This window comes from Streptomyces sp. NPDC001493, assembly GCF_053597235.1.
This window is the reverse complement of sequence record NZ_JBSFHV010000005.1, coordinates 185,484-201,418: the sequence shown is the minus strand read 5'-3', so window position 1 is coordinate 201,418 and position 15,935 is coordinate 185,484. Positions and strand designations below refer to the sequence as shown.

The 15,935-nt window shown below is 70.9% G+C and carries 17 protein-coding genes and 1 pseudogene; 11 read left to right on the top strand and 7 right to left on the bottom strand.

The annotated features are described in order from the left end of the window. The first annotated feature begins 59 nt into the window (after positions 1 to 59). Together ACWCWD_RS10400 and ACWCWD_RS10395 are read left to right on the top strand one after the other, a co-directional pair. Positions 60 to 3,872: a multifunctional oxoglutarate decarboxylase/oxoglutarate dehydrogenase thiamine pyrophosphate-binding subunit/dihydrolipoyllysine-residue succinyltransferase subunit gene (locus ACWCWD_RS10400; RefSeq protein WP_450771732.1), complete on the top strand. Its 3,813-nt coding sequence runs from the start codon at positions 60 to 62 to the stop codon at positions 3,870 to 3,872. A gap of 136 nt (positions 3,873 to 4,008) precedes the next feature. Continuing rightward, on the top strand, positions 4,009 to 4,191 hold the full coding sequence (locus ACWCWD_RS10395; protein WP_019075209.1) for a DUF6104 family protein: 183 nt from the start codon (positions 4,009 to 4,011) through the stop codon (positions 4,189 to 4,191). Between the two features lie 48 nt (positions 4,192 to 4,239). Here ACWCWD_RS10395 and ACWCWD_RS10390 read toward each other — a convergent pair whose 3' ends face one another. Beyond that, positions 4,240 to 5,085 (bottom strand): hypothetical protein, encoded by an 846-nt coding sequence (locus ACWCWD_RS10390; protein WP_450771731.1) that lies wholly within the window; start codon positions 5,083 to 5,085, stop codon positions 4,240 to 4,242. Between the two features lie 163 nt (positions 5,086 to 5,248). Between ACWCWD_RS10390 and ACWCWD_RS10385 the strand changes: the two genes are divergently transcribed. Further along, on the top strand, positions 5,249 to 6,106 hold the full coding sequence (locus ACWCWD_RS10385) for a DUF4097 family beta strand repeat-containing protein (RefSeq protein ID WP_450771729.1): 858 nt from the start codon (positions 5,249 to 5,251) through the stop codon (positions 6,104 to 6,106). Between the two features lies 1 nt (position 6,107). Further along, on the top strand, positions 6,108 to 7,235 hold the full coding sequence (locus ACWCWD_RS10380; RefSeq protein ID WP_450771728.1) for a helix-turn-helix transcriptional regulator: 1,128 nt from the start codon (positions 6,108 to 6,110) through the stop codon (positions 7,233 to 7,235). 158 nt (positions 7,236 to 7,393) lie between these two features. Here the strand turns inward: ACWCWD_RS10380 and ACWCWD_RS10375 are convergent, their stop codons facing one another. Together ACWCWD_RS10375 and ACWCWD_RS10370 are read right to left on the bottom strand one after the other, a co-directional pair. After that, on the bottom strand, positions 7,394 to 7,981 hold the full coding sequence (locus ACWCWD_RS10375) for a Clp protease N-terminal domain-containing protein (RefSeq protein ID WP_450771726.1): 588 nt from the start codon (positions 7,979 to 7,981) through the stop codon (positions 7,394 to 7,396). Further along, positions 7,981 to 8,190 carry a helix-turn-helix domain-containing protein gene (locus ACWCWD_RS10370; protein ID WP_450771724.1) on the bottom strand — a complete coding sequence of 70 codons (210 nt, stop codon included), beginning with the start codon at positions 8,188 to 8,190 and terminating at the stop codon, positions 7,981 to 7,983. Before ACWCWD_RS10370 ends, ACWCWD_RS10375 begins: the two co-directional genes overlap by 1 nt. Positions 8,191 to 8,338: 148 nt before the next feature. On the opposite strand from ACWCWD_RS10370, the gene ACWCWD_RS10365 reads away from it, so the two are divergent. From ACWCWD_RS10365 to ACWCWD_RS10350, 4 genes are all read left to right on the top strand, one after another. Then, positions 8,339 to 9,304, top strand: coding sequence for a zinc-binding dehydrogenase (locus ACWCWD_RS10365; RefSeq protein WP_450771723.1), 966 nt, complete (start codon positions 8,339 to 8,341; stop codon positions 9,302 to 9,304). 65 nt (positions 9,305 to 9,369) lie between these two features. Beyond that, positions 9,370 to 9,822 carry a DUF6304 family protein gene (locus tag ACWCWD_RS10360; RefSeq protein WP_450771722.1) on the top strand — a complete coding sequence of 151 codons (453 nt, stop codon included), beginning with the start codon at positions 9,370 to 9,372 and terminating at the stop codon, positions 9,820 to 9,822. Between the two features lie 154 nt (positions 9,823 to 9,976). Next, the gene (locus ACWCWD_RS10355) at positions 9,977 to 10,972 is read left to right on the top strand and encodes an NAD-dependent epimerase/dehydratase family protein (RefSeq protein ID WP_450771720.1); all 996 of its coding nucleotides are present in this window, start codon (positions 9,977 to 9,979) and stop codon (positions 10,970 to 10,972) included. 36 nt (positions 10,973 to 11,008) lie between these two features. Then, positions 11,009 to 11,356: a DUF952 domain-containing protein gene (locus ACWCWD_RS10350; RefSeq protein ID WP_450771719.1), complete on the top strand. Its 348-nt coding sequence runs from the start codon at positions 11,009 to 11,011 to the stop codon at positions 11,354 to 11,356. Positions 11,357 to 11,622: 266 nt separating this feature from the next. On the opposite strand, the gene ACWCWD_RS10345 is transcribed toward ACWCWD_RS10350, so the two are convergent. Further along, positions 11,623 to 11,883 (bottom strand): hypothetical protein, encoded by a 261-nt coding sequence (locus tag ACWCWD_RS10345; protein WP_450771717.1) that lies wholly within the window; start codon positions 11,881 to 11,883, stop codon positions 11,623 to 11,625. Positions 11,884 to 12,282: 399 nt separating this feature from the next. Between ACWCWD_RS10345 and ACWCWD_RS10340 the strand changes: the two genes are divergently transcribed. Continuing rightward, positions 12,283 to 13,089, top strand: coding sequence for a hypothetical protein (locus ACWCWD_RS10340; protein WP_450771716.1), 807 nt, complete (start codon positions 12,283 to 12,285; stop codon positions 13,087 to 13,089). A gap of 124 nt (positions 13,090 to 13,213) precedes the next feature. On the opposite strand, the gene sodN is transcribed toward ACWCWD_RS10340, so the two are convergent. Next, entirely contained in the window at positions 13,214 to 13,609 is a 396-nt protein-coding gene (sodN, locus tag ACWCWD_RS10335) for a superoxide dismutase, Ni (RefSeq protein WP_266708992.1), read from the bottom strand. Between the two features lie 188 nt (positions 13,610 to 13,797). On the opposite strand from sodN, the gene sodX reads away from it, so the two are divergent. Further along, positions 13,798 to 14,235 carry a nickel-type superoxide dismutase maturation protease gene (gene sodX / locus ACWCWD_RS10330; RefSeq protein WP_450771714.1) on the top strand — a complete coding sequence of 146 codons (438 nt, stop codon included), beginning with the start codon at positions 13,798 to 13,800 and terminating at the stop codon, positions 14,233 to 14,235. Here sodX and ACWCWD_RS10325 read toward each other — a convergent pair. After that, a complete protein-coding gene (locus ACWCWD_RS10325) occupies positions 14,139 to 14,768 on the bottom strand; it encodes a CGNR zinc finger domain-containing protein (RefSeq protein WP_450771712.1) in 630 nt (209 codons plus the stop codon). The two genes, sodX and ACWCWD_RS10325, sit on opposite strands and share 97 nt — an antisense overlap. Before the next feature lie 96 nt (positions 14,769 to 14,864). Between ACWCWD_RS10325 and ACWCWD_RS10320 the strand changes: the two are divergent. After that, positions 14,865 to 15,254: pseudogene (locus ACWCWD_RS10320) on the top strand (class I SAM-dependent methyltransferase); the annotation flags it as partial. Positions 15,255 to 15,479: 225 nt separating this feature from the next. Here ACWCWD_RS10320 and ACWCWD_RS10315 read toward each other — a convergent pair. Continuing rightward, complete coding sequence (locus ACWCWD_RS10315) at positions 15,480 to 15,713, bottom strand: hypothetical protein (protein WP_450771711.1); 234 nt, start codon at positions 15,711 to 15,713, stop codon at positions 15,480 to 15,482. Positions 15,714 to 15,935 lie beyond the last annotated feature (222 nt).

The window sequence follows — 15,935 nt, the reverse complement described above, 5'->3', positions numbered from 1 at the left end:
GCGTAGCCTTGATTCCCGCTGTCCATCACCTTGTGAAGCGGAAGAGGGCGGTTGCCGCCGTGTCGTCTCAGTCCCCCAGTAACTCGACCATCTCGACCGACCAAGCAGGCCCGGGAATCAACCCGGCCGCTGCTTTCGGTGCCAATGAATGGCTCGTCGACGAGATCTACCAGCAGTACCTCCAGGATCCGAACTCCGTCGACCGTGCCTGGTGGGACTTCTTCGCCGACTACAAGCCGGGTTCCGGCTCGGCGGACAAGCCCGGAGCCGCAGCCCCGGCGGCCCCTGCCGCCCCGGTGACGCCGGCCGCCGCGCCCGCCGCCGAGCAGGCCGCGCCCGCGCAGGCCGCCCCGGCAGCCCCCGCGAAGCCCGCCGCCGCAGCTCCGGCCGCCCCCGTCGCGCCGGCCGCCCCGGCAGCCCCCGCGGCGCCGGCCGCGACCCCCGCCGCCAAGGCGCCGGCCGCGAAGGCGCCCGCCAAGGCCGCTCCGGCGACCGAGGCCGCCGGCGGACCCGAGTACGTGACGCTGCGCGGCCCCTCCGCCGCCGTCGCGAAGAACATGAACGCCTCGCTGGAGCTGCCGACGGCCACGTCCGTCCGCGCCGTGCCGGTGAAGCTGCTCTTCGACAACCGCATCGTCATCAACAACCACCTCAAGCGCGCCCGCGGCGGGAAGATCTCCTTCACGCACCTCATCGGGTACGCGATGGTGCAGGCCCTCAAGGCCATGCCGTCGATGAACTACTCCTTCACGGAGAAGGACGGCAAGCCGACCCTGGTCAAGCCGGAGCACGTCAACCTCGGTCTGGCCATCGACCTGGTCAAGCCGAACGGCGACCGGCAGCTCGTGGTCGCGGCCATCAAGAAGGCCGAGACGCTCAACTTCTTCGAGTTCTGGCAGGCGTACGAGGACATCGTCCGCCGCGCCCGCATCGGCAAGCTGGGCATGGACGACTTCACCGGAGTCACCGCCTCGCTGACCAACCCCGGCGGCATCGGCACCGTCCACTCGGTGCCGCGCCTGATGCCCGGTCAGGGCCTCATCATGGGTGTCGGCGCGATGGACTACCCGGCGGAGTTCCAGGGCACCTCGCAGGACACCCTGAACAAGCTCGGTATCTCGAAGGTCATGACGCTGACCTCGACCTACGACCACCGGGTCATCCAGGGTGCCGCCTCCGGCGAGTTCCTGCGCGTGCTCGCTCAGCTGCTGCTCGGCGAGAACGGCTTCTACGACGAGATCTTCGAGGCGCTGCGCATCCCCTACGAGCCGGTCCGCTGGCTCAAGGACATCGACGCCTCGCACGACGACGACGTCACCAAGGCCGCGCGGGTCTTCGAGCTGATCCACTCCTACCGGGTCCGCGGCCACGTCATGGCCGACACCGACCCGCTGGAGTACCGCCAGCGCAAGCACCCCGACCTGGACATCACCGAGCACGGCCTCACCCTGTGGGACCTGGAGCGCGACTTCGCGGTCGGCGGTTTCGCCGGCAAGTCGATGATGAAGCTCCGCGACATCCTCGGTGTGCTCCGTGAGTCGTACTGCCGCACCACCGGCATCGAGTTCATGCACATCCAGGACCCGAAGCAGCGCAAGTGGCTCCAGGACCGGGTCGAGCGTCCGCGCTCGCAGCCCGAGCGCGAGGAGCAGCTGCGCATCCTCCGCCGCCTCAACGCGGCCGAGGCCTTCGAGACCTTCCTGCAGACGAAGTACGTCGGCCAGAAGCGGTTCTCCCTGGAGGGCGGCGAGTCCGTCATCCCGCTGCTCGACGCCGTCATCGACTCCGCCGCCGAGGCCCGCCTCGACGAGGTCGTCATCGGCATGGCCCACCGCGGCCGCCTTAACGTCCTGGCGAACATCGTCGGCAAGTCGTACGCGCAGATCTTCCGCGAGTTCGAGGGCAACCTCGACCCGCGTTCGATGCACGGCTCCGGCGACGTGAAGTACCACCTGGGCGCCGAGGGCACCTTCACCGGTCTGGACGGTGAGCAGATCAAGGTCTCGCTCGCCGCGAACCCCTCGCACCTGGAGGCGGTCGACCCGGTCCTGGAGGGCATCGCCCGCGCCAAGCAGGACATCATCAACAAGGGCGGCACGGACTTCACGGTCCTGCCCGTCGCCCTGCACGGTGACGCGGCCTTCGCCGGCCAGGGTGTCGTCGCCGAGACGCTCAACATGTCGCAGCTGCGCGGCTACCGCACCGGTGGCACCGTGCACGTGGTGATCAACAACCAGGTCGGCTTCACCGCCGCCCCGGAGTCCTCGCGCTCCTCGATGTACGCCACCGACGTGGCGCGCATGATCGAGGCGCCGATCATCCACGTCAACGGTGACGACCCGGAGGCCGTGGTCCGCGTCGCGCGCCTCGCCTTCGAGTTCCGTCAGGCGTTCAACAAGGACGTCGTGATCGACCTCATCTGCTACCGCCGCCGCGGTCACAACGAGGGCGACAACCCGGAGTTCACCAACCCGCAGATGTACACCCTGATCGACAAGAAGCGCTCGGTGCGCAAGCTCTACACCGAGTCGCTCATCGGTCGCGGCGACATCACGCTGGAAGAGGCCGAGCAGGCGCTCCAGGACTTCCAGGGCCAGCTGGAGAAGGTCTTCGCGGAGGTCCGCGAAGCCACCTCGCAGTCGGCAGCCCCGCACGTCCGCGAGCCGCAGGCGGCCTTCCCGGTCGCCGTGGACACCTCGGTCTCCTCCGAGGTCGTCAAGCGGATCGCCGAGTCCCAGGTCAACATCCCGGAGCACATCACGGTGCACCCGCGCCTGATGCCGCAGATGCAGCGCCGTGCCGCCTCGGTGGAGAACGGCACCATCGACTGGGGCATGGGCGAGACCCTCGCCATCGGTTCGCTGCTGATGGAGGGCACCCCGGTCCGGCTCGCCGGCCAGGACACCCGCCGCGGCACGTTCGGCCAGCGCCACGCGGTGCTGGTCGACCAGGTGACCGGCGAGGACTACACCCCGCTGCTCTACCTGACCGAGGACCAGGCCCGTTACAACGTCTACGACTCGCTGCTCAGCGAGTACGCGGCGATGGGCTTCGAGTACGGCTACTCGCTGGCCCGCCCGGAGTCGCTGGTCGTGTGGGAGGCGCAGTTCGGTGACTTCGTCAACGGCGCGCAGACCGTCGTGGACGAGTTCATCTCCTCGGCCGAGCAGAAGTGGGGCCAGACGTCCGGCGTCACCCTGCTGCTGCCGCACGGTTACGAGGGCCAGGGCCCGGACCACTCGTCCGCCCGCCCGGAGCGCTTCCTCCAGATGTGCGGCCAGGACAACATGACGGTCGCCATGCCGACCCTGCCGTCGAACTACTTCCACCTCCTGCGGTGGCAGGTGCACAACCCGCACCACAAGCCGCTGATCGTCTTCACCCCGAAGTCGATGCTCCGCCTCAAGGCGGCGTCCTCGAAGGCGGAGGAGTTCACCACCGGCGGCTTCCGCCCGGTGATCGGTGACGCGTCGGTGACGCCCGAGAACGTCCGCAAGGTCGTCTTCTGCGCCGGCAAGCTGTACTACGACCTCGACGCCGAGCGCCAGAAGCGCGGCGACACGGAGACCGCAATCATCCGTCTGGAGCGCCTGTACCCGCTGCCGGGTGCGGAGCTCCAGGCCGAGATCGCCAAGTACCCGAACGCCGAGAAGTACCTCTGGGCGCAGGAGGAGCCGGCGAACCAGGGTGCGTGGCCGTTCATCGCGCTCAACCTGATCGACCACCTGGACCTGGCCGTCGGTGCCGACGTCCCGCACAACGAGCGTCTGCGCCGCATCTCGCGGTCGCACAGCTCGTCGCCGGCCGTCGGTTCGGCCAAGCGCCACCAGGCGGAGCAGGCTCAGCTGGTCGCCGAGGTCTTCGAGGCCTGACCGGCAGCGCCACCCGCACGACGACAGGGACCGGCCCCCACCGCGGCATCGCGGTGGGGGCCGGTCCCTGTTCGTACCGGACCGCCCGCGCCCTACCCTGGGAGGGCTGAACATCCGCACGCATCAGGAGCACGTTGTGTATTTCACCGACCGTGGCATCGAGGAACTGGAGAAGCGGCGCGGCGAGGAGGAGGTCACCTTCGAGTGGCTGGCCGAGCAGCTGCGCACCTTCGTCGATCTCAACCCCGATTTCGAGGTGCCGGTCGAGCGGCTGGCGACCTGGCTGGCGCGCCTGGACGACGAGGACGACGACGAGTAGTCACGCCGGGCCGCCGTGACGCGGGTCTTCCCACCGGTGCGGGCCTCCTCACCGGTACGGCAGCGGCTCCCGTACGAACGTCCCCGCCCTGACCTCGTTGTACGCGAGTCCCAGCACCCCCTGCGCGAGCAGGAGCGCGCCGGCCGCCGTCCATCCGCCGCTGCGGCGGTACGCCCCCCAGAGGGCCAGCGGGGCGCCGACGGCCACCTGCGTGGTAGCCACCGCCCGTGCCCGGGGGCCGAGCATCCAGGGGCCGAGGCCGCTGCTCTCCACGGCGTCGAGTTCCACGCGTACGGCATCGCGCCAGCCCGCCCACTCGACCCGCCCGGTCCCCGGCAGCGCCTCGGCCGCCTGCCGCAGCGCCTCGGTACTCCGGCCCGGTTCCAGTCCCGGCCGGAGTTCCACCCCGGTGCGGGTGAGGAGGCCGAGCAGTCTCCGCAGCCGCGCGCACCCGTCCGCGTGCGGGTCGGGGCGGGTCAGGGTCTGCAGGGCCTGTACGTCGAGTACCGGGTCGAGGTCCAGCCGCGCCGCGAGCGTGACCATCGCTTCGTCCTCCCCGGCCGGGGTGCCGTCCGCCAGCCAGACGTAACCCACCGGGCGGCGGAAGCCGGACGCGAGCGTACAGCCCGCCCGGGTGTCGTCCCACCAGAGCGCGACGACCGGCCAGGTGGAGGCGACCGCGAGGGCCGCCGCCCAGCCCGCCAGTACCCGGTCGACGGGCTCGGCGGGTTCGGCGGGCGTGTCCCGCCAGGCCCGTCCCTCCGGCACCAGCACGCTCCACTCCGCACCGGCCGGGGTGATGAGCATCCGCTCGCGCAGGAGGTGGGCCAGCGGGCGCACGGTCTCGGGGTCGGCCCGGCACAGCAGCAGCGCCCCCACGGGTGTCGCGTTCATGCCTCACACGCTAGGGCAATTCATTCACCTATGACCCCTTTTGAGTCTGGGATCGACACCTGGGCCCGGCCGCTCGCCCTTGACTCCACCCATCCGCGATATATCGTGTTGAACGAGAGACGCGATATGTTGCGTCGTGCCATGCTCTCTGGAGGTCACACCCATGCCTGTCTCGACGTGGACCGTCGCCGAGCCACTGAAACTCGCCTTCGCCGAGCAGGTGACCGCGCTCAAGGTGCGGATCGTCAACGGCACCGTCAACGTGGTCGGATCCGAGGAGCCGGAAGCCCGGCTGGAGGTCTCCGCCATCGACGGCCCGCCGCTGATCGTCACCCTCGACGACGGCGTGCTGACCGTGACGTACGAGGACCTCGCCTGGAAGAGCTTCCTCAAGTGGCTCGACCGCAACGGGCGTTCCCGCAGCGCGGCGGTCACCCTCGCGGTCCCCGCCTCCGTGTCGGTGGAGGTCGGCGTCGTCGGTGCCGGGGCGTTCGTCTCGGGCATCCGGGGCCGTACGGACGTACGTGGCGTCACCGGCGACACCACCCTCGTCGGGCTCACCGGGGAGGTGCGCGGCGAGACCGTCTCCGGCGGTCTGGAGGCGCAGTCCGTCACGGGCGACCTGCGGTTCACGTCGGTCTCCGGCGACCTCACCGTGGTGGAGGGCGCCGGCACCTCGGTGCGCGCCGAGTCCGTCAGCGGCGACATGGTGCTGGACGTCGACGCCGCCGGAGCGCCGGCCGACATCCGGCTGACCACGGTCTCCGGCGCGATCGCGATCCGGCTGCCCCACCCGGCGGACGCCCGGGTCGAGGCGAACACCGCGAGCGGCGCCGTCTCCAACGCCTTCGAGGACCTGCGGGTCAGTGGCCAGTGGGGCGCGAAGAAGATCACCGGCACGCTGGGCGCCGGCACCGGCAAGCTGAGGGCGACGACGGTGTCCGGGTCGATCGCGCTGCTGCGCCGCCCGCCGTCCGAGGACGAACCGTACGTTGCCGAGCCGACCGGAAAGGCGCTCTGACATGCCCCCCGTTTTCGCCCACGGCCGTCTCCGCCTCTACCTGCTGAAGCTGCTCGACGAGGCCCCGCGCCACGGTTACGAGGTGATCCGGCTGCTGGAGGAGCGCTTCCAGGGCCTGTACGCCCCGTCCGCCGGCACGGTCTACCCCCGGCTGGCCAAGCTGGAGGCGGAGGGGCTCGTCACCCACGCCACGGAGGGCGGCCGGAAGGTCTACTCGATCACCGACGCGGGCCGCGCCGAACTCGCCGGGCGCACCGGCGAACTCGCCGATCTGGAGCTGGAGATCCGCGAGTCGGTCTCCGAGCTGGCCGCCGAGATCCGTGACGACGTCCGGGGCGCGGCCGGCCGGCTGCGCAACGACATGCGCGCCGCCGTCTCCGCCTCCCGCCACCGCCCGGGTTCCGGCTCGGGCTCGGGTTCCGGCTCGGGCTCCGGTGAACCCGGCGGCGCCAGGGGCGAGTGGGAGTCCTTCATCGGCGATCTGGGCGACCTCGGCCGGCTGGGGAACCTCGGCGATCTGACGGAGAAGGACGCCTGGCGCAAGGCCAAGGAGGAGCTGCGCCAGGCCAAGCAGGAGTGGAAGGAGCAGGCCCGCCGGGCCAAGGACGAGTCGCGGCGCGCCCGCGAGGAGGCCCAGCAGGCGCGGCGCCAGGCGAAGGAGGCGGACGAGCGGGCCCGCGAGCAGATGCGGAACGCCGCCCGTCAGGTGCAGGAGCACTTCGCGCGGGGCGACTGGCCCGCCGGGGTGCGCGACGGCCTGGCCGAGATCACCGGCCACCTCGCCGGTCTCGCCAGGAGCGGCACCTGGCCGCCGACCGAGACCCCCGAGCCGTCGCGTACGGACGGGACCGCTGCGGGCTCCTCGGCCGCTCCCCGTACGGAGCCGGGCCCCGCGCCCGACTGGGCGGTGGACGTGCCGGTCACGGGCGATCCGGCCCGGGATCTGGACCGGCTGCTGGACCGTTTCCGCGACGACATCCGCGACGCCGCCCGCGACCGGGGTGTCACGGCCGATCAGCTGGCCGAGGCCCGCGCCCACCTGGCGACGGCGGTCCAGCACGTCGACGAGCTGCTGCGGAGGGGCACCCGGCCGGGCGAGGAAGGCCCCAAGGACGTGCGTAGGGCCTGAGGGAGCTGAGGGGCCTGCGAGGCCTGAGGGGCGTACCCGTAACGGCGTCGTCGGAGCCGCCACCCCCGCCCGGGTGGCGGCTCCTTCCGTGTCGTGGGCGTATTCGGTCGGCGGCCTTCGCGTCACGTCTCCGCCGTCGTCCGCCCGTCGCGGGCGCGTCAGCCGGCGGCCTTCGCCTTCGCGTCTCCGCCGCCCTCGCGCCCCGCCCCGTAGAGCGCGCGTTCCACGGCCGCGTACGAGGCGCCGTGGTCCGCGAGTACGTCCGCCACCACCCCGGGCCGGACGACGAGCGCCAGCAGCAGGTGTTCCCCGCCGATGAAGCGGTCGCCCCGGCCCACGGCGATCCGCAGGGAGCCCTCCAGCACCCCCTTGGCACCGGCGGTGAGCGGCCGGCGGCCGGACCGGCGACGACGGCCCCTGCCCTCCTCGGCCAGCGCCCCCTCGCCGTGCTCCTCCTCGATCCGGGCCACGATCTCGCCGACGTCGATGCCGAGCCCGGCCAGCGCCTCCGTGTCGGCCTTCGTCAGGCCGCCCAGCCGACGGGCCTCGCCGAGGGCTGCCTCCAGGGAGGTTCTGCGGTCGGTGACGCCGAGCGCGGTGAGCGCGAACGCGGCCCGGCCCGATTCCTGGTCGAGGAGGGAGAGCAGCAGGTGTTCCTCGGTGATGCTGTCCTCCCCCGCGCGCTGGGAGACGGTGACGGCTCCGGCGACGGTGGCCCGGGCCTCCTTGGTGAATCGCTCGAACATCAATGCCTCCCGTACTTCTTGTGCACGGCCTGCCTGCTGACGCCGAGTTCGGCCGCGATCTCCTGCCACGACCATCCCTTGGCGCGGGCGCTTCTGACTTGTACGGCTTCGAGCTGCTCCAGCAGCCGCCGCAGCGCGGCGACGGCCCGCAGTCCGACGCGCGGATCTCGATCCCCGGCCCGTGCGGCCAGGTCCGTTGCTTCGGTCATGATGTCAACGTACGTTGACATGCGGGGCGCGTCAACCCTGGTTGACACGTGAGGCGAGGGGCAGGTCCGCGCAAGAGGCCGGGATGCGCGGCGCGTGTCACACCGGCAGCCGGTTGGATCGGGCGGCGGGCGGGCCTAGGGTCGGGGCATGTTCGCCGCCTACGCAGCCCGCATCGACCGCGAAAACCCCCTGTACGGCCTGGAACTGGGCGAACGCCCCGCTCCGGAGGCCCGGCCGGGCTGGACCACCGTCGAGGTCCGCGCCGCCTCGCTCAACCACCACGACCTCTGGTCGCTGCGCGGCGTGGGCATCACGGAGGACCGGCTGCCGATGATCCTCGGCTGCGACGCGGCCGGTATCGACGAGGACGGCAACGAGGTCGTGGTGCACTCGGTGATCGGCCAGACCGGCCACGGGGTCGGGCCGAAGGAACCGCGCTCCATCCTGACCGAGCGCTACCAGGGCACCTTCGCCGAGCGTGTCGCCGTACCCGCCTGGAACGTCCTGCCCAAGCCGAAGGAGCTGAGCTTCGAGGAGGCCGCCTGCCTGCCGACCGCCTGGCTCACCGCGTACCGGATGCTCTTCACCAACGCCGGTGTGCGCCCGGGCGATTCCGTGCTCGTGCAGGGTGCGGGTGGCGGTGTCGCCACCGCCGCGATCGTCCTCGGCCGCGCGGCGGGTCTCCGGGTCTACGCGACCAGCCGCGACGAGGCCAAGCGGAAGCGGGCGGTCGAACTGGGCGCCGTCGACGCCTTCGAGCCCGGCGCCCGGCTGCCCGAGCGCGTGGACGCGGTCATCGAGACGGTCGGCGCCGCGACCTGGTCCCACTCGGTGAAGTCGCTCCGCCCCGGCGGCACCCTCGTCATCTCCGGCGCGACCAGCGGAGACCGGCCGTCGCACGCGGAGTTGACCAGGATCTTCTTCCTGGAACTCAAGGTCGTCGGCTCCACGATGGGCTCCAAGGACGAGTTGGAGGACCTGCTCTCCTTCTGCGCGACGACCGGAGTGCGGCCCGTCGTCGACGCGGTCCTGCCGCTCGACCGGGCCCGCGAAGGCTTTGAACGCATGCTTACGGGCGAGCAGTTCGGCAAGATCGTACTGACCGCCTCCTGACCTGCGTCCCCCATAAGGGAGGGCGGCAGGAATCGCGCCGTGAGCAGGGGCTACAGTCCCTGCTCATGACAAACGAGTCGTGGGCAGGCTGGTACCGGGACCACTTGGGTTCCGACGCGGCGACCGTCTTCGCGGACGGCGGAGTGATCAAGCTGCGCATCCGGGGTGTCGAATTCGAAGGCAAACGCCTCGACGACCTCCGCCCGGTGGCGGAACCTCTCCCGGACGGCGCTTCGTTCGCGCTCGCGGGCGGCGCCCTGACCGACTGCGTCCTGGAGTGGGACCAGCCGGTGAGCGTCGTCGCGGAGAGCGCCGGGCCCGGAGCGGCCGAGCGTCCCGCGACGATGAGCTGCCTGTTCTCCCTGCGCCGCTCGGACCCGGACGTGCACCTCGCCCTCCACCTGGACGGCGCGCTCTACGAATCGGCGCGCGCCGAGCGCGACTTCGCGGCGGCCCTGGCCGCGATACGGGACGCCCTGCCCGAGGACATACGGCTGCTGCACGCTCCGGCTCTCTGACGGAACCTGAACGGCCCTGTCACCCGGTCCGGGCGCGGGCACGGGTGCGCAGCCGCGCGGTCGCGCCGAACTCCCGGGAGCCGGATTTCGTTCCCCGCTCTGCCGACAGCGAGGCCAGGTTCCCTTCCCCGGCGGACCGGGGCAGAGTCGAACCATGAAGATCCTGATTCTGGGCGGCACGGAGTTCGTCGGACGGTCCGTCGCCGAGGCGGCGCTCGGGCGCGGCTGGGACGTGTCCGTGTTCAACCGTGGCCGCCAGGAGCCCATCCCCGGGACGGTGGCGCTCACTGGTGACCGGACGGCGGGGAAGGCCGGTCTGGCGGTACTGGAGAGCGGCGCGTGGGACGCGGTGGTCGACACCTGGACCGGCGCTCCCGTGGCGGTCCGGGACGCGGCCCGGCTGCTCGCGGACCGGGCCGGCCACTACACGTACGTCTCCACCCGCTCGGTGCACCCGTATCCGGCCGCGGCCGGACTGCCGGAGGACGGCCCGCTGGTGTCCGGCGCCTCCGCCGACGAGACCGGCGAAGTCCCGTACCCGCAGGCCAAGCTGGGCGGTGAGCTGGCCGCACTCGACGCCTTCGGCGACCGCGCCCTGCTGGCACGCCCCGGCCTGATCCTCGGCCCGTACGAGAACATCGGCAGGCTGCCATGGTGGCTGAACCGGATAGCCCGGGGCGGCCCCGTCCTGGCGCCGGGCCCCCACGACAGCCCGCTCCAGTACATCGACGCCCGCGACCTCGCCACGTGGGTGCTGGACGCGGCGGAGCGGGGCCTGCACGGCCCGTACAACACGGTCAGCGAGTCCGGTCACGCCACCCTGGGCGAGCTGCTGGACGCCAGCGTCCGGGTCACCGGTTCCGACGCCGAGCTGCGCTGGACCGACCCGGACACCATCCTCGCGGCAGGCGTCGCGCCCTGGACCGAGCTCCCGATCTGGCTGCCCGCCGGGGAAATGCACGACACCCTCCACCGGGGCGACGTCAGCAAGGCCCTCGCCGCCGGGCTGCGCTGCCGCCCCGTGGGCGAGACCGTCGCCGACACCTGGACCTGGCTGTCGGCCCGAGGCGGCACAGCCCCGCAACGCCCCGACCGTCCCCCGGTCGGCCTGGCGCCGGAAGTGGAGGCCCGCCTGCTCGCGAACGGCTGAGCGCCACTCGGCCACGGCACCGCCTACCGTGGCGCCATGACCGCTTTCCTCCTCCACCTCACCGAGCCCGCCCTCTGGGCAGAGGCCCAGCACGACGGCGCCTACACCTGGTCCACCCGGGGCCGCACCCTCCAGCAGGAGGGCTTCATCCACCTCTCCCACCCCCACCAACTCCCCGCCGTGGCCAGCATGCTGTACGGCTCCGAGGAGGTGGAGCTGATCGTCCTGGTCATCGACCCGGCCCGCCTCACCGCACCCCTGCGCCACGAGGCCATGTCCGAGGGCGGCGAGGAGTTCCCCCACCTGTACGGGCCGCTCCCGGTGGACGCGGTGGTCGAGGTGCGTGCGTGGACAGGGGACGAGCTCGGCGGGACGGCAGGCTGAGGTCAGCGGGCGCCGGGCGTCGGGCGCCGGGCGTCGGGCGTCGGGCGTCGGGCGCCGGGCGCCGGGCGTCGGGCGTCGGGCGTCGGGCGTCGGGCGGACGGAAGCTCCCGGGACGGCCGCCCGGGCCCGTGCCGACTTCAGCCTGCCGCAGGGGCGGTGGCCCAGAAGGTACGGGCCTTCCTCAGCAGCTCCTTCGCGCCGTCTCCACGAGGTCACGGCATGGGAGACACCCTCGTCTGCGGCCGATGACGAGATGAGGCGAGTCACTACAGCTCATCGGTCGCGCTGCCATCGGGGTGGTGGCGGTAGTGGTAATAGCGGCGCTCACCCGGGGGTTTCCGCTTTTCCGCTTCATATTCGGGAACCAGGCGGGCCCACGCCCACCTCTGCTGAAGGACGTTCGCCTCCAGCCAGTCCGTGAACCGGGCATGGATCCGGGACGGTTCCGCGAGGAACTCGCGGTACGTCCACACCTCCGGATCAGGGCCTTCGCCGCGCAGGAAGTCGAATTGGTAGCCCTGGTGCATGAGGATGACCCGATCAGAGGTGCCCAGAGCGAAGGGATTCCCGCTTTCGCTCAGGATCTCCTCCGCTGCTTCCCGCAGGCCGATGACCAGGGGGTAGAAGACGTCACTGTCGTGCCGTCGGCGAGCGAGGTCACCAGAGCGCGAACCCGCTCCTCGAAGGAGGTATCTACTTCCTCATGCGTGGGAACGACCGATGCGGCTGTCGAGTTCTCGGGCTCGTGCTGATGACTGTCGCCCTGCTCGGCACTCTTCCACGACTGCACGCCATCCCACCCCAGCACTCCGGCCGGTCCTGCCCCCGGTCTTTCGGCCCGAGGCTAGTGCACATCCGTCTCCCTCGGTTCGGATCTCCGCTCGCGAGGGCTCACGACCCGGCCAGGGCCATACACTGCGTCGATCATGAACACGCAGGCCGTCCCCGAGCATCTGCCGGACGAAGCATCCGCGGCCGTCCTTCGCGAGGCGTGGCGGACCGGTCAAGTTTTCGGCCCGCCGATCCGCCGGACATTTCGCGACGTCATCGCCGACCGTCTCCCGGGCCCTCTGCCGCCACAGGCTGCGATGTTGTCCAAACCCTCGGCGGATCCTTACTGGGACAGCGACGGGTTCTTCCTCGGCGAGTTCTACAACGAGATCCTTTATCAGGACACCTGCGGGCCGTACACCGCAGGCGGTGTCGCCTTGCTCACGGCCTTGTCCGTCGACGACCGGATTCCGCCCCGAATCCGCTTCCAGACCGTGAAGCTGCTGTTCGACATCGCCACCGTCACGGATCGCCACCTCGCCCAGTGCTGGCCGGGCACCCCGCCACATTCCGATCCCGACAGCGAGGGCGGGGCCCGCGAGGCCGTCCGGTCCTGCACTCCAGACCTGCTTGCCCGATGGGCGGCCGAGTGCCCTGCGGTACGCCTGGCGCTGGCCGGTATCGCCGTCGTCTTTCCGACGGTCCGCACGCTGCCCGCACTGACCTCGCGGCTTCAAGACTTCGTCGAACAGCACCCGCCAGGCACCGACATCGGCGACTACGTGCGATTCGTCCTGGTGCTGGCGGCTCGTGACGATCGGCGAACTCTCACCGCGATCGAGACGTCCACGGATACCTACTGGGAGGGCACCGCGCACGGAGCACCGGCCCGCGCCCGAGCCCTGCACCTGCTCGGGCGGATGCTGACGACAGTCGGCGCCGGACCAGCGGAACCACGCTGACCCATACCCGGAAAACACCGCACCCGGCCCGCCATGGACGCCATGTTCGGCGTCCTGCGGACCGGGTGCGGTCAGGTAGGCAACGTGACCCGCGAAATCGCGGGTCAGAAGGCCCAACCCGAGATCAGGCCTTCTTGGTCTCCCAGAAGATCTTGTCGATCTCGGCGATCAGGTCCAGGGCCTTCTGGCCCGTGGCCGGGTCGTTCGACGCCTTGGCGGCGGAGAGCGCCTTCAGGGTGTCGTTGACCAGCTGGTGGAGCTGGGGGTACTTCTCGAAGTGCGGGGCCTTGAAGTAGTCGCTCCAGAGCACGGAGACGTGGTGCTTCGCGAGCTCCGCACGCTGTTCCTTGATCAGGACCGAGCGGGTGCGGAAGTCCGCGTCCTCGTTGGCCTGGTACTTCTCCTGGACGGCCTTGACGGACTCCGCCTCGATGCGGGCCTGGGCCGGGTCGTACACACCGCAGGGCAGGTCGCAGTGGGCGCTGACCTTCACCTTGGGGGCAAACAGGCGGGAGAGCATGGAGCTGTCCTTCCTCGTGATCGTCTTCTCAGGTGGGACATTACTCCGTGGAGCACCTGTTTCAGCGAGTGCCCCCATGGGCTTAGGTCAAAAGTCCGGGGTGAGGACGAGCACCTGAGGCCGAATGTACGAGCGGCGCGCGAGACGGTGTACTGGAGGCGGACGAACGGACCGGGGAGGTAGCGGAGATGGCGGAACCGGCGCAGGGGCCCGGGGACGGGCGGGCGGCAGGGGTGCGGTTTCAGGTGGTGGAGGTGACGGGGCCTTCGATGGTGCCGACGCTGTACCACGGTGACCGGCTGCTCGTGCAGTACGGGGCGCCGGTGCGTCCGGGGGACGTGGTGATTCTGCGCCACCCCTTCCAGCAGGATCTGCTGGTGGTGAAGCGGGCCACCGAGCGCCGGCCGGGCGGCTGGTGGGTGCTGGCGGACAACACGTTCGCGGGCGGGGACAGCACGGTGTACGGGACCGTCCCGGAGGATCTCGTACTGGCCCGGGCACATCTGCGGTTCCGGCCGTTGCGGAAGGATCAGCGGTCGCCGCTGGGGGTGCTGGGCTGGGCGGCCTCGGCGGTGCGGCCGTTGTCGGCGGACCGGTCGGCCTCCAGGCGTTTGCGGGCCCGGTAGGCGGCCACGTTGGCGCGGGTCGCGCAGCGGTCGGAGCAGTACCGCCGCGACCGGTTGGTGGAGGTGTCCAGGTAGGCGTTGCGGCACGGGGGCGCCTCGCAGAGGCCCAGCCGCTCCACCCCGTGGGTGGTCAGGTGGAAGGCGAGCCCCATGGCGGCGATGGCGGCGTACCCGGCGGTGGCGTTGGACGGATGGTCCGCCAGGTGCATGTGCCAGTCCGGCTTCCCGGTGCCGTCCAGGGTGTCGTGGCCGGAGATCTGCGGGCTGACGGGGAACTCCAGCAGCAGGGAGTTCAGCAGGTCGACCGCGAGGGTCTCGTCGCCCCCGTCGGCGGCCTCGAAGACGGCGCGCAGCCGGCCCCGTACGGAGCGGAAGCGGGTCACGTCGGCGTCGGTCGCCCGCCGGGCCGCCTGGGAGTTTCCGGCGAAGAGCTCGCGGACGGCGTCGACCGAGGTGAGCGCGTCCTTGTTGCGGGCCGGCTCCTCGGTGTTGACCAGACGCACGGCGTAGTCCGAGTAATAGGCCAGTTCCACTTGTCGTCCTTACGGCGTGGGTCTAAAGTTCCCTGCAACCAGCAGTGTAATGGTCGATCTCGCAATTTGAGTATTACATCAGAGGTGAGGGTTCACATGACGGACACCGAGGTGACGGGCGCGGCGGCGGGCACCGACTGGCGTTCCTGGCAGGAGAGCTGGGACCGCCAGCAGGAGTGGTACATGCCGGACCGCGAGGAACGCTTCCGGATCATGCTCGACATGGTCGAGGCCGTGGTCGGCCCCGAGCCGAGCGTGCTCGACCTCGCCTGCGGTACGGGAAGTATTACGGACCGGCTGCTGCGCCGGTTCCCGAAGGCCACCAGCACCGGCGCGGATCTCGACCCCGCGCTCCTCGCCATCGCCCGCGGCACCTTCGCCGGCGACGACCGGGTCACCCTCGTCGCCGCGGACCTCAAGGACCCCGCGTGGACGGATGCGCTCCCCCGTACCTCGTACGACGCCGTACTCACCAGGAAATCCCTCTAACCACACACTCTAGACGCATGGCTTCGATCCAGGACAGAGACAGCTGGACATGCGAGAACCCCGCCCGCACGCCACCGAGGTGGCGCGAGGACGGGGCTGGTTCCGAACTGGCGAACCGGCTTACCGGTCATCGCTCGACGCCGGGTTCTACCCGCGCGGGCCACGTGCACCGGACCGGTGCACACCTACCGGCTAGACCACCTCCAAGGCCGCCAGAGGTCGTCAACTCGCCGTCTGCGCGTCCGACACCGCGCGCCTCAGAGAAAGCACCTCCAGCAGCGCCGTCACGTCGCGCACCCTGAGGGCCCCCACCTCCACATAGGAGCGCCCCGTTGAGGTGACAAGGGGACGCACATGAGAGACGTGATCTTCCGGCACCCCCGCTCGCGTCAACGCCGCACGCAGCAAGGCTGCTGCGTGTTCAGCTTCTCGACGGGACTTCTTGTACTCCTCCATCGGAATCACGTCCGCCTCACCGCTTCGCGCCGCGGACGCAGGCGGCGTGCCGATAGACGACGGTTACCGCCCCCGACTCCTTTTCCTGCGCACCCCTGCGGACCGGCTCAAGCGTCCCGATCGGTTTTCCGCACGCGGGGCATCTCTCACCGGCCGGAGCGTAGGTCGAGTACTCCCACCGACTCGCATCGGTCTCATTTTCTGTGTTCATGCGTGCCGTCA

Bases quoted from the DNA above. Each gene is read 5' to 3' on its own strand.
- ACWCWD_RS10390 (WP_450771731.1), bottom strand. From the start codon at position 5,085: ATGAACGCGACACCCGTGGGGGCGCTGCTGCTGTGCCGGGCCGACCCC.
- ACWCWD_RS10385 (WP_450771729.1), top strand. From the start codon at position 5,249: ATGCCTGTCTCGACGTGGACCGTCGCCGAGCCACTGAAACTCGCCTTC.
- ACWCWD_RS10380 (WP_450771728.1), top strand. From the start codon at position 6,108: ATGCCCCCCGTTTTCGCCCACGGCCGTCTCCGCCTCTACCTGCTGAAG.
- ACWCWD_RS10375 (WP_450771726.1), bottom strand. From the start codon at position 7,981: ATGTTCGAGCGATTCACCAAGGAGGCCCGGGCCACCGTCGCCGGAGCC.
- ACWCWD_RS10370 (WP_450771724.1), bottom strand. From the start codon at position 8,190: ATGACCGAAGCAACGGACCTGGCCGCACGGGCCGGGGATCGAGATCCG.
- ACWCWD_RS10365 (WP_450771723.1), top strand. From the start codon at position 8,339: ATGTTCGCCGCCTACGCAGCCCGCATCGACCGCGAAAACCCCCTGTAC.
- ACWCWD_RS10360 (WP_450771722.1), top strand. From the start codon at position 9,370: ATGACAAACGAGTCGTGGGCAGGCTGGTACCGGGACCACTTGGGTTCC.
- ACWCWD_RS10355 (WP_450771720.1), top strand. From the start codon at position 9,977: ATGAAGATCCTGATTCTGGGCGGCACGGAGTTCGTCGGACGGTCCGTC.
- ACWCWD_RS10350 (WP_450771719.1), top strand. From the start codon at position 11,009: ATGACCGCTTTCCTCCTCCACCTCACCGAGCCCGCCCTCTGGGCAGAG.
- ACWCWD_RS10345 (WP_450771717.1), bottom strand. From the start codon at position 11,883: ATGCACCAGGGCTACCAATTCGACTTCCTGCGCGGCGAAGGCCCTGAT.
- ACWCWD_RS10340 (WP_450771716.1), top strand. From the start codon at position 12,283: ATGAACACGCAGGCCGTCCCCGAGCATCTGCCGGACGAAGCATCCGCG.
- sodN (WP_266708992.1), bottom strand. From the start codon at position 13,609: ATGCTCTCCCGCCTGTTTGCCCCCAAGGTGAAGGTCAGCGCCCACTGC.
- sodX (WP_450771714.1), top strand. From the start codon at position 13,798: ATGGCGGAACCGGCGCAGGGGCCCGGGGACGGGCGGGCGGCAGGGGTG.
- ACWCWD_RS10315 (WP_450771711.1), bottom strand. From the start codon at position 15,713: ATGGAGGAGTACAAGAAGTCCCGTCGAGAAGCTGAACACGCAGCAGCC.